General features: G+C 58.4%; 18 protein-coding genes. 9 read left to right on the forward strand and 9 right to left on the reverse strand.

From position 1 onward, the window contains the following. Window positions 1–307 precede the first annotated feature (307 nt). Both B5F19_RS02705 and B5F19_RS02710 read right to left on the reverse strand, forming a co-directional pair. Window positions 308–1,132: a nucleotidyl transferase AbiEii/AbiGii toxin family protein gene (locus tag B5F19_RS02705; protein WP_242972674.1), complete on the reverse strand. Its 825-nt coding sequence runs from the start codon at window positions 1,130–1,132 to the stop codon at window positions 308–310. Continuing rightward, the gene (locus B5F19_RS02710) at window positions 1,129–1,722 is read right to left on the reverse strand and encodes a type IV toxin-antitoxin system AbiEi family antitoxin domain-containing protein (RefSeq protein ID WP_087287671.1); all 594 of its coding nucleotides are present in this window, start codon (window positions 1,720–1,722) and stop codon (window positions 1,129–1,131) included. Before B5F19_RS02710 ends, B5F19_RS02705 begins: the two co-directional genes overlap by 4 nt. Window positions 1,723–2,294: 572 nt before the next feature. Here B5F19_RS02710 and mobC point away from each other — a divergent pair. The 7 genes from mobC (at window position 2,295) to B5F19_RS02745 (ending at window position 7,426) form a co-directional block, all read left to right on the forward strand. After that, window positions 2,295–2,624: a plasmid mobilization relaxosome protein MobC gene (gene mobC, locus B5F19_RS02715; RefSeq protein ID WP_087287674.1), complete on the forward strand. Its 330-nt coding sequence runs from the start codon at window positions 2,295–2,297 to the stop codon at window positions 2,622–2,624. 261 nt (window positions 2,625–2,885) lie between these two features. Continuing rightward, entirely contained in the window at window positions 2,886–3,560 is a 675-nt protein-coding gene (locus B5F19_RS02720) for a replication initiator protein A (RefSeq protein WP_162612501.1), read from the forward strand. Then, a complete protein-coding gene (locus B5F19_RS02725; RefSeq protein ID WP_087287680.1) occupies window positions 3,551–4,414 on the forward strand; it encodes an ATP-binding protein in 864 nt (287 codons plus the stop codon). The genes B5F19_RS02720 and B5F19_RS02725 overlap by 10 nt, the downstream gene beginning before the upstream one ends. A 31-nt stretch (window positions 4,415–4,445) precedes the next feature. Further along, window positions 4,446–4,652 carry an excisionase gene (locus B5F19_RS02730; protein WP_087287684.1) on the forward strand — a complete coding sequence of 69 codons (207 nt, stop codon included), beginning with the start codon at window positions 4,446–4,448 and terminating at the stop codon, window positions 4,650–4,652. 110 nt (window positions 4,653–4,762) lie between these two features. Continuing rightward, complete coding sequence (locus B5F19_RS02735; RefSeq protein ID WP_087287687.1) at window positions 4,763–5,944, forward strand: tyrosine-type recombinase/integrase; 1,182 nt, start codon at window positions 4,763–4,765, stop codon at window positions 5,942–5,944. Window positions 5,945–6,056: 112 nt separating this feature from the next. Beyond that, on the forward strand, window positions 6,057–7,154 hold the full coding sequence (ychF, locus tag B5F19_RS02740) for a redox-regulated ATPase YchF (protein ID WP_087287690.1): 1,098 nt from the start codon (window positions 6,057–6,059) through the stop codon (window positions 7,152–7,154). A 101-nt stretch (window positions 7,155–7,255) separates the two neighbouring features. Continuing rightward, window positions 7,256–7,426 (forward strand): hypothetical protein, encoded by a 171-nt coding sequence (locus B5F19_RS02745; protein ID WP_242972675.1) that lies wholly within the window; start codon window positions 7,256–7,258, stop codon window positions 7,424–7,426. 77 nt (window positions 7,427–7,503) lie between these two features. Here B5F19_RS02745 and B5F19_RS02750 read toward each other — a convergent pair whose 3' ends face one another. The 5 genes from B5F19_RS02750 to B5F19_RS02770 all read right to left on the reverse strand — a co-directional run bounded on the left by B5F19_RS02750 (window position 7,504) and on the right by B5F19_RS02770 (window position 12,465). After that, window positions 7,504–8,037 carry a putative ABC transporter permease gene (locus B5F19_RS02750; protein ID WP_087287696.1) on the reverse strand — a complete coding sequence of 178 codons (534 nt, stop codon included), beginning with the start codon at window positions 8,035–8,037 and terminating at the stop codon, window positions 7,504–7,506. A gap of 190 nt (window positions 8,038–8,227) precedes the next feature. Beyond that, window positions 8,228–9,277, reverse strand: coding sequence for a transglutaminase domain-containing protein (locus B5F19_RS02755; RefSeq protein ID WP_087287700.1), 1,050 nt, complete (start codon window positions 9,275–9,277; stop codon window positions 8,228–8,230). A gap of 14 nt (window positions 9,278–9,291) precedes the next feature. Further along, the gene (locus tag B5F19_RS02760; RefSeq protein ID WP_087287703.1) at window positions 9,292–9,972 is read right to left on the reverse strand and encodes an LrgB family protein; all 681 of its coding nucleotides are present in this window, start codon (window positions 9,970–9,972) and stop codon (window positions 9,292–9,294) included. Continuing rightward, window positions 9,965–10,336, reverse strand: coding sequence for a CidA/LrgA family protein (locus B5F19_RS02765; RefSeq protein WP_087287706.1), 372 nt, complete (start codon window positions 10,334–10,336; stop codon window positions 9,965–9,967). The genes B5F19_RS02760 and B5F19_RS02765 overlap by 8 nt, the downstream gene beginning before the upstream one ends. Window positions 10,337–11,205: 869 nt before the next feature. Next, window positions 11,206–12,465 (reverse strand): diaminopimelate decarboxylase, encoded by a 1,260-nt coding sequence (locus tag B5F19_RS02770; RefSeq protein WP_087287709.1) that lies wholly within the window; start codon window positions 12,463–12,465, stop codon window positions 11,206–11,208. A gap of 325 nt (window positions 12,466–12,790) precedes the next feature. On the opposite strand from B5F19_RS02770, the gene B5F19_RS02775 reads away from it, so the two are divergent. Continuing rightward, window positions 12,791–14,167 (forward strand): uracil-xanthine permease family protein, encoded by a 1,377-nt coding sequence (locus tag B5F19_RS02775; protein WP_087287712.1) that lies wholly within the window; start codon window positions 12,791–12,793, stop codon window positions 14,165–14,167. Between the two features lie 135 nt (window positions 14,168–14,302). Then, window positions 14,303–14,746: a serine proteinase gene (locus tag B5F19_RS02780; RefSeq protein WP_087287715.1), complete on the forward strand. Its 444-nt coding sequence runs from the start codon at window positions 14,303–14,305 to the stop codon at window positions 14,744–14,746. Between the two features lie 323 nt (window positions 14,747–15,069). Here the strand turns inward: B5F19_RS02780 and B5F19_RS02785 are convergent, their stop codons facing one another. Both B5F19_RS02785 and B5F19_RS02790 read right to left on the reverse strand, forming a co-directional pair. Then, window positions 15,070–15,438 (reverse strand): desulfoferrodoxin family protein, encoded by a 369-nt coding sequence (locus B5F19_RS02785; protein ID WP_087287718.1) that lies wholly within the window; start codon window positions 15,436–15,438, stop codon window positions 15,070–15,072. Window positions 15,439–15,563: 125 nt separating this feature from the next. Further along, window positions 15,564–16,553, reverse strand: a complete 990-nt coding sequence (locus B5F19_RS02790; protein WP_242972676.1) for a TAXI family TRAP transporter solute-binding subunit — start codon at window positions 16,551–16,553, stop codon at window positions 15,564–15,566. Window positions 16,554–16,567 lie beyond the last annotated feature (14 nt).

The raw sequence follows: 16,567 nt of genomic DNA on the forward strand, positions 1-16,567 counted from the left end.
CAACTTGCACAGAAGGCAGAATAAAACATGCCGTATAGTGAAGCCCCTCAAACTTGCGGCCTGAGGGGCTTTTATATCATAAGCAAAAATAAATCCAATTTTAAACAGGATTTTTGCTTTTGGCGGTGAGAAGGAACAACTTAATAGAGCTGTAGTTTCTTTTTCTCTTTTAATTATCATGACAGATCTTCCTGCGTTTTCCACATCGCTGCCGCAATGCTACCACAATATAGATTTGTGCACTGCACCTTGTCCAATCGAACCCGCGCTGAGGCGCAGGAGCCTTAATTTCGAGTCCGGGCCGCTGTCAGGCGACCAGCGTTTTTAGCACATCCATGATCTGGCTGTACTCAATGTGGGCGGCGTAGGTAAACTGCTTGCGGTACTTTTCCCACATGGCTTTGAGTTCCCGGCTGCTCTCGATGTTGTGCAAAATGGCGGACACATCCGCAATCTGACGAGCTGTGCCGCGGTGGGTTGCGGTGGCACGCAGTGCTTCGGCGAACACGGCCTTGTCAAATTTCTGCGTGGTTGCCAGAATATACGCATCATAAAAATCTCTCGGTCGGGTGTTGAACACGCCCCGCCGCAGGATGGTTTCTACCTTTTCTGCCATAACGGTTTCGATGTTGTACGCCCACAGTTCATAGGACTTTTCATCATCAAAAATCTCTGAAAACTGGTACTGCACCGCATGAGGCGTGATGGCATCCCCTGTGGACACATCAATGCTCAGCGGGGTAATCAGCGTGTCAAAATGGGCATTCAGCATCACACGGTAGCCGCCGTAAATGTCATCCTCCCGGATGGGCGAGATTTTTCCAACCTCAAAGGTCACGCCGTCATCAAAGGTCACAGCGGCCACCTGCTCCAATGCGCTGCGGATAGCTTCCGGGGTCAGGGGCAGGTTTTTCAGCGTTGCGTCCAAATCCATCGTCGCCCGGTTGTCCAGCCCCACGATGGCAGCTACCAGCATCCCGCCTTTCAGCACAAACTTGTCTTTGTATGCGGAGGCCGCAAGGCGGACAAGTAGACGCTCGAACATATAGTTCTGCAAAATGACCTGTGCCGGGATATTTTTCTGCTTGGCGATGTTGCGGATTTTCGCTTTCAGGCTCATGGCATTGCTCACAGTAGTACCTCCAAATATTGGCGCAGGACGCCCGATACCCGCATCTGCCGGGCATACTCATCCAGCCGGTTCAAATCTTTTTTGGGGCTGGCGGCGTACTGCTTCAGCGCCGATAGAAATGTCTCAGTCCCGATCTTGTTGCGGCTGCGGATCACATCGCAGATGGTGCGTTCCAGATCATAGCAGGGAACGGGATTTCCAGCGGGAGTTTGCAGTATCGTTTTGCCCAGCTCGAACAACTCCGGCTTGATGTAATACACCTTACACTCCGCTTTGATGGCCGCAGACGGGATGCAGCCGGAGGGCGCGGTTACGGTGTGCTCAAAGGGTGTCCGGTCGGAAATCCCATGGAGAAACAGCGCCGTCTCGTGGGAAAAAATAACCTTTCCGGAACGGCGGCTGATGGATAACAGCTCGTCCTGCATATCTTCCGGGAGCACATACTGCCCCTTGACGATTCGGTGAATCTTTTCCGCCTTGCAAAGTTTGTAGAGCATCGCCTTGGAAATGCCGCGCTGCGCCGCTGTTTTCGTTTCGATGATGCCGCCGTTTTCTTTTGCAATCGCGGCGAGTTCCGTCATATAGTCCATCCGCTCACCTCGCAATAACAACCTGATAATAGTATATCTAAAATTATGATGATAGTCAACACCCACATTGACAATATCAATATAAAATCAGAATTGATATTATGATGTAAGTCAATTCTCGTTGCGAATTAGCAGGGGTTTGGGTACTCCCAACAAGAACCAATGGGTAGATTGGCCGACAGACCGGAACGCTCATTTCGCCGCTGTGTACGGACAGCGGCTGTGCTTGCTGTTCTCTAAAATCTCATATCCGCAGATCACAGTGCTTCCGCTTTTTCCAAAGCCGGGAGCATTTTTATTTTTCACTTTTTTTCAATCAGACCCCTGTTTTTCTTGGAGAAAATGTCCGTTGTAAATTGAAAAGTATTTTTTGAAGATACCCCCCCCCCAATTCACAAAAAATTGTCCGTTGTAAAGTAGGAGGTGATATTCGGTTCCAAAATATTACTCTTGCCCTACCCGCTAATTGGCGCAAAAAATGTCCGTTGTAAAGTGAGAGAGATTTTTTCCTGAGCGGGTACCAAGTTTCCCGCTTGAAATGTCCGTTGTAGTTTGAAGGAGGCGAATATCCAATGGCTGAACGCACAAGGCCGATCCGCATCGAGTTCTGCGTCACCGAGCAGGAGCGTCAGCTTATCCAAAGCAAGATGGCTCAGCTCGGTACTAAGAACATAGGCGCATATCTCAGAAAAATGGCAATCGACGGTTACATCATCAAAGTGGACTACACCCAGCAGAAAAAGCCAGCCGCAGCCGTCAGCCGGGTTGCCAGCAATACCAACCAGATTTGCCGCCGGATTAACAGCTCCGGGCATCTCTACACTGAGGATGTTGCGGAGCTGAAAGAACGGCAAGCCGAGATTTGGTCGCTGCTCAAAGAGACCCAGCGAAAGGAATTGTAATGACAGGAGGCCACTATGCCGCGTATGAGTAAAAAACGAAAAGATGAATGGGCGTTCTTCCTGAATGACCGGGGACGCATCGCCTATAACGCCCTTTGCCGCAGGTGCGTCCGAAACTGCAAACAAAGTTTTCGTGCTGCGGTAATCGTCTGTCCGCATTACTACTCCAAACGATCCCGCCGCCCGCCTTAATTGTCCTGTGAAGGAGAAAGGAAGTGATACACCATCTACTATAAAACCGACACCCCGCTGCCGCCTTTCGTGCCGTTACCCCGGTTTATCCTTCGAGGCGAATACTCGATCAACGCCAAGCTGCTCTACGCCCTGCTGTTGGGGCGCACACAACTCTCCCAGAAATCCGGCTGGGTGTCGGAGGATGGGGATGTCTATGTGATTTACACCATCCGCCAGATGGCGAACGACCTGAATCGGAGCGAACGGACGGTCAAGGCCGCTCTGGCCGAACTGGAATATGCAGGCCTCATCACCCGCATCCGGCAGGGCTGGAACCGGGCAAACCGTATTTTCCTGCAACTGCCCGATGAGGTGCAGCTTTCTTCCCATCCAGAGGGCAAGTTCTGCCCAATGGATGGGCGGAAATCTTCCCCTTGTATGGGGCAAAATTTGCCCACAAGTAAGAAAGAGAAGAAGAAAACAGATTCCAGTCAGAATAACAGGAGAGAGAATGCACGCCGCTGTTTTGGGAAGTATCAGAATGTTTTTCTTTTGGACAGTGAGCTGGCTGATCTGCAATCGACATACCCCAGCCAATATGAGGACTACATCAACCGTCTGTCGGCTTATATGGCATCCAGCGGAAAGCACTATGCCAACCATTACGCCACAATTCGTAAGTGGCTGGATGAGGACAGCAAATCAAAACCCGGTAAGAATTACGACTACACAGAGACCTATGAGGAAGGAGAATGTCTGTGAATGTGAATCCGATTATAGCATCCATCATAGATGCAGCAGAGACCTTGAACACCACCCCGGAGGATTATATCAACCCGGATGACGGGCTGAAATACTGCGGCAAGTGCCACACGCCCAAGGAAGCCTATTTTCCAGAACAGTACCGCAAAAACGGGTTGGACAAGCACCCGATTGCCTGTAAATGCGCGGTTGAGGAACGGGCGCGGCGCGAAGCGGAGCAGCGGGAGCTGGAACGGCTGAACCGGATTGCCATGCTCCGCTCTGAGGCGTTCCGGGATATTCCCGCCGCCGGATGGCGGTTTGAAAACGCCGAAGTAATGACTCCACAGCTTGTTAAATCGAGAAGATATTCCGAAAACTGGGATGCTTTCCGCCAAGATGGAACCGGGCTTCTCCTGTTCGGCAATGTGGGCACCGGAAAATCCTATGCGGCGGGCTGCATTGCCAACGCCCTGATAGAGAAAACGGTTTCCGTCCTTTTCTTAGGGCTGTCCGATGTGGTGAACCGTATGCAGGGCAATTTCGGCGCTGACCGGGATGCTTACCTGAAAACACTGATGCGCCCGGAGCTGCTGATTTTGGATGACCTGGGTGCGGAACGGAACACCTGCTTCGGCAAGGAGCGCGTGTTTGATGTGGTCAATAAGCGCCTGCTGACCGGTAAACCGATGATCATCACCACCAATATCCCGCTTTCCGTGATGCAGAAAGCTGCCGATCTGGATGAGCGCCGTATCTACGACAGGGTTTTGGAGGTCTGCGTCCCCATCCAGTTTAACGGTGAGAATTTCCGAAAGGGCAACGCTGCGGAAAATGTGAAACGGGCGGTGAAAATTCTGAATCAGATAAATTGACGAACTATTATTCTACGGAAGGGGCGATTAAATGGAAAATTCTATCAGCAAAGTGCCAATCCACCTGAAAATGACGCTCACGGCAAAGGAAGCCGCTGAGTACAGCAATATCGGAATCAATAAAATTGACAGTATGCTGCGTTCGCCAAACTGCCCGTTCGTGCTTTTTGTAGGCAGCAAGAAATTGGTGAAGCGCAAAGAGTTTGAACAGTATATCAGTCAGGCACTTGTGATCTAACATAGCATTTGAAAAATTCGCGGAGAAGCCTTGAGGAAAAGAGCACCGTGCGCTATACTATATAGCGTAGTAGTGCGCTCTTTTCTTCTCTGCGGGAAAGGAGCTCGTCCATGGGAAAGAATCTCAAGGGAAAAGACTGCGGTAAGGGTATCTACCAAAGAAAGGACGGATTGTATAGCGCACGATTTGTTGATAGAGCCGGGAAGCGGCATGAGAAGTATTTTCAGACGCTGCCCGAGGCGCGAAACTGGATTGAGGACGCAAAGTACGCCGATAAGCATGACGATGTGTTTGTGGCTACCGATACGACGGTTGATGAGTGGTTCAATTTCTGGATTGAAAATATTGTCGGGGATCTGGCACCCAACACGCTCAGAAATTACCGGGAACGCTATGTCCGCAATATTCAGCCGGTAATCGGGAAGATGCTGATCGCCAATGTAAAACCGATGCACTGCAAAAAGGTGTTCATCCAGATGGATGCGGATTACGCAGGTTCCACCATTCGTCAGGCATACATCACGATGGGGACAATGTTTAAGGCGGCGAAGATGAACGACCTGATTGCAAAGCACCCCATGGATGGTGTTCGGTTTTCAAAGCCCGTTCGCGCTGTGGATGATATTCACTATCTAACGCGAGAGGAACAGCACCTCTTTCTCGAAACAGCACGGCGTTCCCACAATTACAACCAGTATGCGCTCATCCTTGAAACGGGATTGCGCACCGGGGAGATGATTGGCTTAACATGGGACGCAATCGACTTTGAGCGCCGGACGCTTACAGTGAACAAGACCTTGGAGTTTCGTCACGCACAGAAAGTTTGGCGTGCTGGTCCTCCCAAAACTCAGCAGAGCTATCGCACCATTCCATTGACGGATAAAGCGTATGACATTCTGAAAGAGGTATGGGATAGCCGGAGCGGCAGAAAAGAATCCCCCCTGCTGTCGCAAACGCTGGAATATATGGACAGGCGCACCGGCGTTACTTCCCGGCTTGTGATGCGTGATCTGGTCTTTATCAACTGGCGCACAGGAGAACCGGCAAAAAACAGTTCCTATGATACCCACCTCTATAAGCTTTGCGATGAAGCGGGGATCAACCGCTTTTGTATGCACGCGCTGCGTCATACTTACGCAACCCGTGCGATCGAAAGCGGAATGCAGCCGAAAGTGCTGCAAAAGCTGCTGGGACACGCCAGCATCAAAACCACAATGGATCGGTATGTCCATGTAACCGATGAAACGCTGGATCAGGCGGTCAAGCAATTTCAACTTAGCAGCGTATGTTGATATAACTTAATACAAGTCGATGCGCAAATGGCGTAAAAATGGCGTAGCCACCAAAACGCCAAAGCGCGAAAACCTTGTAAATACGGCATTTTTTAAGGAGATGTAGAGATATATGAAATTAGGCATCGTGGGTCTCCCCAATGTGGGAAAGAGCACCCTTTTCAACGCCATTACCAACGCCGGCGCGGAGAGCGCCAACTACCCCTTCTGCACCATCGACCCCAATGTGGGCGTGGTGGCGGTGCCCGACGCCCGTCTGGACAAGCTGTCTGAGATGTACCACCCCAAAAAGACCACCCCGGCGGTGATCGAGTTCGTGGACATCGCCGGACTGGTGAAGGGGGCCTCCCGGGGGGAGGGCCTGGGCAACAAGTTTTTGGCCAACATCCGCCAGACCGACGCCATCGTCCACGTGGTGCGCTGCTTTGACGACGAGAACGTGATCCATGTGGAGGGCTCCACCGACCCCATCCGGGATATGGATACCATCGACCTGGAGCTGATCCTGGCCGACGCGGAGATGGTGGACCGGCGCATCGACAAGGCCCAGAAGGCGGCCAAGGGGGACAAGAAGTTCCTCCGGGAGGTGGATGTCTTCACCGGCCTGAAGGGCTGGCTCAACGACGGCAAATCCGCCCGGAGCTACTTGAGCCAGGTGGACGAGGACGACGCCGCCCTCATCGCCACCTCGGAGCTGCTGTCCCTGAAGCCGGTGATCTATGCGGCCAACCTGGACGAGGACGGATTTTCCGACCCGGAGGGGGTGGCCTACTACCAGCAGGTGAAGGAGCGGGCGGCCTCGGAGGGGGCACAGGTGATCCCTGTGTGCGCCAAGCTGGAGGCGGAGATCGCCGAGCTGGAGCCCGAGGAGAAGAAGATGTTCCTGGACGACCTGGGCGTGCCCGAGTCCGGCCTGGACCGGCTGGTGAAGGCCAGCTACACCCTGCTGGGCCTCATCTCCTACCTGACCTCCGGCGAGGACGAGTGCCGGGCCTGGACCATCACCAAGGGCACCAAGGCGCCCCAGGCCGCCGGCAAGATCCACTCCGACTTTGAGCGGGGCTTTATCCGGGCGGAAGTGATCGCCTACGACGACCTGATGGCCTGCGGCTCTATGGCCGCCGCCCGGGAGAAGGGCCTCATCCGCTCCGAGGGCAAGGAATACATCGTCCAGGACGGCGACATCATCCTGTTCCGTTTTAATGTGTAAGGACCGGGGCACGCCGGACAAATTTTGAAAAAACAGTTGTATTTTCTCCGTCCATCGTGTACACTATGGACAACAGAATCCGTATGAGGAGGAATTGCCTTATGAAAGTTGCCCGCTTCGTGCTGAAGATCGTGGCCCTGTCCCTCACCGCCGCCGGCGTCATCTGCGCCATCATCGCCTACTGGGACAAGCTGGCCGAACTGGGGGACTACGCCAAGACCAAGGTCCAGCAGAAGGCCTGCGCCTCGGAGTATGAGGACTACGAGGAGTAACAAGGGACAAAAAGCAGCCGCATTTCGCGGCTGTTTTTTTATTGTCGTAAAGCGGTCCAGGGCGGGAATGGCCGGGCCTATTGGGGCCGCTCCGCGGTCCGGTACCACCGCAGCCGGGTCCGGTCCCCGGTGCGGCGCAGGATGACCGAGGAGACGATCCCGTCGGCGGTAAACGCGGCCAGGGCCGCCCAGGACGCCGGGGGCGGGATCACGGCAAACAGCCGGACGGCCGCCGGGTGGACCCAGTAGACCATGGGGAGCAGGAGAAGCCCCCAGGCCAGGGTAAAGGGGAGGCAGACCCGCCCGTTGAGGTTGCCCAGCTGGCCGCGATAGTCCCAGAAGGAGACAGAGAAGGCCCTTTGATAAAAGACGGAGACGGCGTACTCCACCGCCGTGGCGGTGAGCCCCCCCACAATCACCAGGAGGACGGGGGAGCGGAGCACCGCCCCGGGGAGCAGCAGCACCGCGCAGGCCCCCAGGCCGTACACCGGGCACAGGGGGAGGAGAAGCAGGCACTTCCGGTCCAGATCCCCGCCCGTCCACCAGGCGTAGCCCACCTCCAGCAGGAAACCCAGAAAGCTGTAAAAGAGAAAATACCAGAACCACTCCATCCCGCATCCTCCTGAACGGCGGACCTGTCTCCGCCCAGATTCGGCCCGGGAGGCGGAGTGGCTCCGTCTCCCGCCGGACAGAGTTAGGATGAGAGGCCGCTCCATGAATCATACGCGGGGAGCCCTGGAAAAACAACGCCCCCTGCCGCCGTGGAGGAGGCCGGGGGACGGAACAGCGGCGAAGCCGCGTTTACAGGGGAGGAAGGGGCTCGTCCAGAGGCGCGGGAGCGTCCTCCCCCTCGTTGGCCTGCTGGGGCGTGAGGGCGGAGCCGGGCGGCTGGGGGACGAAGGAGACCTGGAGGACGGCCTGGGGCCAGTTCACCTTCACCTGGGCGTGGAGCCCCTTCTCCTGGGCGGCCCGCTCCAGGAGGGCGACCAGCTCCCCCAGAACGTCCCGGGTGAGATAGCCGCCCCGCCAGTGGAAGACCAGGGGCTTTTTCTTGCGGATGGCCTGGAGGGCCCGCCGGCCCACCTCCTCCTGCTTGGTAAAGGACAGCTTTTGTTCCCGGTAGAAGAACCGGTCCCCCTGGGTGCAGGCGGGGGCATGGGTGAGAATGGGCTCATGGTCCCGGAAGATTTTTTTGTCGTCCAGATTGAAGTAGTCGTACCGGATCACCCCGTCTCCTCCCAGGGAGTTGTCAAAGGTGGCGTCCAGATGGTAATACTGCCCGCCGATCCTCACAATGTTCCAGGCGTGGCGGTAGCGGATGCCCTTGTCCGGGTTGTTCTCCGAGATGACCACGATGCACCACAGCCCCAGGGCGTCGCACAGGGCCTTCACCGCCTTGGCGATGCCCTCGCACACGCTCACCCCCTGGCCCAGAGGGCCCAGGATCTCGTGGGAGTAGGGCTTTTTCAGCTTGTCGTACCGCACGTTCTGGCAGATGAAGTCGTGGATGTACCGCTCCTTTTCAACCTCGCTCTTGTCCATGGCGGGGCGGGCCAGCTTGGCGATCCGGGCGGACATGGCCCGCTGGTGCTCCCGGATCTTCCCTCTGTCAAAGAGGTACTGGGGCAGAAACTCCACCGTGGAGGCGGCGGGGTGGACCCGGCAGGAGAAGCCGGTGACATAGAAGATCTCCGGGTGGTCCAGGCGGAGCTGGAACAGGATCTGCCCCAGCTCCTCCATCTCCAGCCGGGGGACGGGGAAGGCGGGGCGCAGCTCCTCCAGGCCGGTGAGGATGGCGTGGTAGGCCATTTGCCAGGCCTTTCCCATGCGGCTGTGATAGTAGAACTCCATGCAGGGTCCTCCTTTTAGAGAAACAGGGCCAGCAGGGAGGTGAAGATCCCGCACACACAGATGGCGATGGAGCTCATGGCTCCCTGAATCTCGCCGATCTCCATGGCTTTGGCGGTGCCCAGGGCGTGGCTGCACGCCCCGATAGCCAGTCCCTCCGCCACCGGGTCGGTGATGCGGAACCACTTGGCGAACAGAGGGGCAAACACCGCCCCCACCAGACCGGCCAGAATCACCGCCGCCGCGGCCACCCCCTGGATGCCGCCCTGGCTCTCGGCGATGCCCAGGGCGATGGCGGTGGTGACGCTCTTGGGCAGAAGGGAGGCGGTGAGCACGTCCTCCAGCTGGAACAGCCGGCACAGGGCCAGCACGCTGCCCAGGCTGGCCAGGGTGCCCGCCAGGCACCCCGCCAGGACCGGAAGAAAATACTCCTTGAGGGTGGCGCGCTGGTGGTAGATGTTCAGGGCCAGCACCGCCGTCACCGGCCCCAGCATCATCTGGATCAGGCCGGCCCCCTGGTTGTAGTGCTCCAGGGGGATGTGAAAGACAGCCAGAATGGCGATGATCAGCACGCCGGCGATGATCAGGGGGTTGCACAGCACCCACCCGGTTTTCTTCTGGACCCACAGCCCGGCGCACCAGGCGGCGGCGGACAGGGCCAGACCGAAAAACGGAGAGGTCAGAATCGCGTCAAACATGGCGGTCCTCCTTCCGGTTCCGGTGGCGGAGCATCAGCAGCCGCACCGTCCACCCGGTGATCAGATAGACCACCGGCGTGGTGAGCACAATGATAAGGAGCAGGGGGACCAGCTGGCTTTTCAGCAGCTCTATATGCTCCAGCAGCCCCACAAAGGAGGGCAGAAAGAAAAAGGCCATATTGGCCACCAGAAAGTGGGAGGCGGTTTGGATGTGCCGGTCCTTCACCACGCCGGTGAGCAGCAGGACCATCAGCAGCACCATGCTGATGACGCTGGCCGGAAAGGCCACCGGGAGAAGGGCCGCCACCCCCTCTCCCACCAGACAGATCCCAAAGATCAGGGCAAGCTCGCCCATAATGTTCATGGAATGATTCTCTCCTTGTTGATTTAAGATTTCTGTGGAAACGGCAAAAATTCAGGGCGGGGCGGGCCCCGTCCTGACGAAACAATGTGTGGGGAATGCGTGTGGGAAGGCGGGCGGCCCGGTGAGGCGGCCCTGCGGAAGGTGTGCCACCCTTGAGACGGGCGAGTCTTGGACCCGCCCCTACAGCGGGGATACAGGAACGGCTGTGTTTTTTCGTAGTGACCGGTCCCTGACGGCCCATTGGTTAAAGGATCGCTTTCCGGGATACGGCGGGAGGGGCAAGCCCCTCCCCTACGGGATTTAAAAAAATTTGCCGGAATCGGGTAGGGGAGCCCCTTGGGGCTCCCGCCGGGGGCATATCAAGGGGGCACCCTCATCCGTCACGGCTTCGCCGTGCCACCTTCCCCCTGGAAGGGGGAAGGCTTTGCGGGCGACCGCAAGGGTCGCCCCTACGGCATAACACGCGCCGGGAGCGTTGGCTCATCAAAGCCAGGCGCAGAAGTTGAGCCGCATCAGCTGCAATTTCTGAGCCGCCAGGGCCCAGTGGCCCGGCGGGAATTTAGACACCCACTCAAATTTTGCGCGCCGGAAATGACGCACCAACTACCAGGAGGGCATCTCCCGTAATGGGGTCCGGGGAAAGCGGCCTATGGGCCTAGGCGGAGCGAAGCGCAGCCGTAGCCCATCGGACGCGTCCCCGGGGGCGTTTTGCCTACTTTGCCGCCATGGGCAAAGTAGGTCGCCGCCCGCAGGCGGCGAAATCCCCCTGCGGGAAACCACAGGAGCGGCGCGCCGAGTCGTCGCGCCATACAGAGGGCGAAAACCCTCCCACGCGGGCGGCCACATGGGCCGCCCCTACAAAAAGAAATTTAATCCCAAATCGCGGTGGCGAAGTAATCCTCCGGCGTCTCGGCCCGCCGGATGAGGCGGGTGGAGCCGTCCTCGCACAGGAGGACCTCGGCCGAGCGCAGGCGGCCGTTGTACTGATATCCCATGGCGTGGCCGTGGGCGCCGGTGTCGTGGATGACCAGCAGGTCGCCGATGTTGATCTCCGGCAGCATGCGGTCGATGGCGAACTTGTCGCTGTTCTCGCACAGGGAGCCGGTGACGTCGTACTTGTGGTCGCAGGGGGCGTCCTCCTTGCCCATGACGGTGATGTGGTGGTAGGCCCCGTAGATGGCCGGGCGCATCAGGTTGGAGGCGCAGGCGTCCACCCCGATGTACTCCTTGTAGATGTGCTTCTGGTGGAGCACCTTGGTGACCAGATGGCCGTAGGGGGCCAGCATGAACCGGCCCAGCTCGGTGCAGATGGACACGTCGTCCATGCCCGCGGGGACCAGCACCTCCTCATAGGCGCGCCGCACCCCCTCGCCGATAACGGCGATGTCGTTGGCGGGCTGCTCCGGGCGGTAGGGGATGCCCACGCCGCCGGACAGGTTGATGAAGGTGATGTGAGCTCCCGTCTCATTCTTCAGGTCCACCGCCAGCTGGAACAGAATCTTGGCCAGGGCGGGGTAGTAGTCGTTGGACAGGGTGTTGGAGGCCAGGAAGGCGTGGATGCCGAACTCCTCGGCCCCCATCTCCTTCAGGCGCTTGAACGCCTGGGCGATCTGCTCCCGGGTCATGCCGTACTTGGCCTCTCCGGGGTTGTCCATCACCTGGAATCCCTCCTTGCTCTCCCCCAGCTGGAAGGTGCCGCCGGGGTTGAAGCGGCAGGAGATTTTCTTGGGGATGTACCCGATGGTGTCCTTCAGAAAGTCGATGTGGGTGATGTCGTCCAGGTTGATGGTGGCCCCCAGCTGGGCGGCCAGAGCGAACTCCTCCGCCGGGGTGTCGTTGGAGGAGAACATGATCTCCCCGCCCTGGAAGCCGCAGCGGTCGGACATCATCAGCTCGCACAGGGAGGAGCAGTCCACGCCGCAGCCCTCCTCCTTCAAAATCTTCAAAATCTGGGGATTGGGGGTGGCCTTCACGGCGAAGAACTCCTTATAGCCGGGGTTCCAGGCAAAGGCGGCCTTCAGGGCCCGGGCGTTCTCCCGGATGCCCTTCTCGTCGTACAGATGGAAGGGGGTGGGGTACTGCTTGACAATCTCCTGGAGCTGTTCCAGGGTGACAAACGGTTTTTTCATGGGTCATCGCTCCTTACGCGTTCTCTTTCTCTTGGGAGCCCTCGGGCCTCCAGGTCAAAATCAGTATTAGTTTATCCAGTTTTCCCGGGAAAGTCAATGAAAAGAAGGGCGTGCAGAGAAAAAAGCGGGGGCAGGCCGGGACAGGTTTTTCTTGCGTTTTCCCGCCAACTCTGATACAATAGAGAAAATTTGCGGAGAGGGGAGTATCCATGGACGGGTTTGGAGACATGCTTTCAATGGCGCTCTGCTCTTTGTGTTCCTGACAATCACCGTGTGATTGTCTTTTTTTGTGTGGATACAGACGAAAAAGAAGGGAGAAACAACCATGAATCAACCCCAAGGCATCTACGACGCCCGGCAGCTGGGGCGGCCCAAAATGTTTGTGCTGGGCGCTCAGCACATGTTTGCCATGTTCGGCGCCACTGTTCTGGTTCCCGCGCTCACGGGAATGTCCGTTTCCGCAACGCTTTTGTTTGCGGGGCTGGGGACGCTGCTGTTCCACTTTCTGACCAAGTGGAAGGTGCCCGCCTTTTTGGGCTCATCCTTTGCGTTTATCGGCGGCTATCAGGCCATCGCCCCCATGATTGCCAATGAGGACGGAAGCCTGTCCTCCAACACGGAGATGCTCCCCTACGCCTGCTTCGGCGTGGTGCTGGCGGGACTCCTCTATGTGGTGCTGGCCGCCCTCTTCAAGGTGTTCGGCACCAAGGCGGTGATGCGCTATTTCCCGCCCATCGTCACCGGCCCCATTATCATCTGCATCGGCCTGACCCTCAGCTCCATCGCCATCACCAACTGCCGCTCCAACTGGGCCATTGCCCTGGTGGCCATCGCCATTGTGGTGGTGTGCAACATCTGGGGCAAGGGCATGGTGAAGATCATCCCCATCCTCCTGGGCGTGGTGGGCTCCTATGGAGTGGCCGCCGTCTGTCAGGCCGCGGGAATGGAGGTCATGGACCCGGCCAAGGTCCAGGCCCTGCTGGACGCCCCCTGGATCGGCCTGCCCTTCCGGTTTGAGGACACCCTGTTCGGCCTGTTCAGCCGGCCCAATGTGGACTCCGGTATGCTGCTCACCTCGGCGGTGACCATTATGCCCCTGGCCCTGGCCACCATGGTGGAGCACATCGGCGGCATCTGCGCCATCTCCTCCACCTGCGAGCGGAATTTCCTTCAGGACCCGGGCCTCCACCGCACTCTGCTGGGCGACGGCATGGCCACCTCTCTGGCCGCTTTGTTCGGGGCCCCGGCCAACACCACCTACGGGGAGAACACCGGCGTGCTGGCCCTGTCCCGGGTCTATGACCCACGGGTCATCCGCATCGCCGCGGGACTTGCCATCCTGCTGTCCTTCTCCCCCAAGTTCGCGGCCCTGGTGTCCGCCATGCCCACCGCCACCATGGGCGGCGTGTCCATGGTCCTCTACGGCATGATCTCCGCTGTGGGCGTGCGCAACATTGTGGAAAATCAGGTGGACTTCACCAACAGCCGTAACGTCATCATCGCCGCCATCATCATGGTGCTGGCCATCGGAGTCAACTACTCCGGGGCGGTGACCTTCTCTGTGGGGTCCATTGAGGTGAGCCTGTCCGGCCTGGCGGTGGCCGCCATCGCCGGCATCGCTCTGAATGCCGTTCTGCCGGGCAAGGACTACGAGTTCGGCGAGGACGAGAAGGGAGACACCTCGGTCAATTTCCAGGTCTGAGGCAAGTCTGAAAGTCGGATACAGAGAACCTAAAAAAACGATTAAATCCAGACAAAGGTCCTTGCGCCGCTGAATAAAATGCGTTAGAATGAAGCCAGTACACGGGAAACCGTACGAAACAGGAGGTACGAAATCATGGGATTTTCGGATAATTTGACTGAAATGGCCACCGATCTGGCTCAGAGCGTGGCCGCCACGTCTAAGCGCCTGGCGGAGGCCGGCGTGGCCACCTCCAAGCGTGTGGCGGAGATCGCCAAGCTCTCTGCCTCCAACCTGGCGGAGGAGGGCGGAATCAAGAAGGCCTATGTGGAGCTGGGCAAGCTCTACTATGCCGAGCACGGAGCCACTCCCGACGCGGGCTACGCCGCCGCCTGTGAGAAGATCGCCGCCGCCAAGGCCACCATCGAGGCCAATAATGAGCGGATCGCTCAGCTGAAGGCCGAGGCCAAGGCGGACGGAGAGGTCATCGACGCCGACGAGGTGGAGGAGGCCGTGGAGGCCGAGATCGTGGCCGAGCAGGCCGCCGAGGCGGAAGGGGAGGAGACCCCCGCCGAAGAGGAAGCCAAACCCGAGGAATAAGGAAAAAGACAGACAGAGGGCGGAGCTTTGCGGCTCCGCCCTCTCAGCATGTCAAAAAACTTGTGCAGAATAAAAGCCGCCCGAGTCTGGGCGGGGGAGCTCGAGGGGGCGGCAGCCCGCCTCGAGTGGGATCGAATGCCCTGAATGCCTTGCTTGGCAAGGCGTTCAGCGAGCGCAGCGAGGACTTTTCCGCCGCGCAGCGGTGGGAAAGTATTGGCATTTTTCAGGCTGTCGGAAAAGTCCCCGGACTTTTCCGACAGCCTGAAAGGGCGGAGCCTTGCGGCTCCGCCCTTTGTTATACTTCAGCGATTGATAAAACGGGATCAGGCCTTCCACAGCCCGTGGAGGTTGCAGTAGGCATAAGCGGCGACTGTCTGGTCTCCCTCGGCCAGGGCAAAGACCGCCTGGGGCTTCTCGCCGGGCTTCAGGTGCTTGATCTGGCTGCCCTTCTGGGTCTCCAGAACAATCCATTCGATGAAGTGCTCGGGGAGCATGGGGTGCTCCACGGCGCCCACCGTCACGGTGACCTGGCTGCCCTCGGCCTTCACCACGGGGACATGCTTCTCCACGGCGGCGTCGGTGGTGCCGGGGACGATCTCGGTCATCTTCTGGCCGCAGCACATGACAGGCACGCCGCTGGACTTCACAAAGGTGATAATGTTTCCGCAATGCTCACAGACATAGAATTTCATAGCGATCCCTCCAGTTGTCATTGGTGTTGGTATTTGGCATCTGTTTTGGGTGGACTGTTCTGAGATAGGATATGTATATATCCGGGAATAATATACCAGTTCTCTAGGAAAAAGTCAATGGTGGGTTACAGGGCGCCGGCCTCCTGGTAAAAGCGCTCTGCGCCGGGGTGGAGAGGGATGGGCAGATTCTGGCAGAGAAAGTCCGGCCGGGCCATGTCGTCCATGGCGGGGGAGTAGTCCCCCATGCGGTCGGAGACGTTCCAGATGGCCTGGGTCAGCTGATAGGCCAGATCCTCCGGCATGGAGCTGCTGACGCACAGCAGGCACTTCACGCCGAAGGTATCCACCGTATCCTCCTGGCCGGGGTAGGTACCGGCGGGGATCTGAGTGGGGAAATAGACTGGATTTTTCTCCAAAATGGTCTCCAGCTCCTCCGGGGTGTAGAGCAGAAGCCGGCAGGGCATCTCCTTCGCCAGGGCCACAAGGCTGGGCACGGGCATGCCGGTGAATGCGTGGACCGCGTCCAGTTCCCCTTTGCCCAGCATCTCCGCGCCATCCCCCAGGCTGCAGTTGACAAAAGTGATGCCCTGTTCCTCCAGGGAGAGGGAGGCCGCCGCCGCCCGGGCGGACAGCTCTGTGGTGGAGCCCTGGGGACCGGCGCCGATGCGGGCTCCGGTGAGATCATGGACATAGGTATAGCCGGAGGAGGCGGGGACCACCCAGTTGGAGACGCTGGAGTAGACCGCCCCAATGGCTCGCAGCTCTACGGGAGGCTGAAACTCATCCTCCCCGTTTACCGCCGCGTAGGCCATGTCGCCGGAGACCAGGGCCAGGTCCACCTCCCCCGATTCCAAAGAGCGGACGTTCATGCCCGAACCGGTGGAGGCGCTGATGTTGACCTTGATGGAGTGGTCCTCCTGGGTGATGGCCTGGGCGATGGCGCTGCCCGCCTGATACATGGTTCCGCCGCTGTCCGCAGTCCCGATGGTGAGGAGAATCAGATCCCCCTCGCTGTCCCCCGAGCTGCTGGAGCCGGAGGGCGCGCCGCACCCTGCCAGAGTGCCCAGAAGCGTGAGCGCCAGCAGCGCTTTACGGCAGATTTGACCGGTACGCAAACAGATCCCTCCTT

It is taken from the genome of Pseudoflavonifractor sp. An184 (assembly GCF_002160305.1).
In the GTDB taxonomy this organism is placed as follows: Bacteria; Bacillota; Clostridia; order Oscillospirales; family Oscillospiraceae; genus Lawsonibacter; species Lawsonibacter pullicola.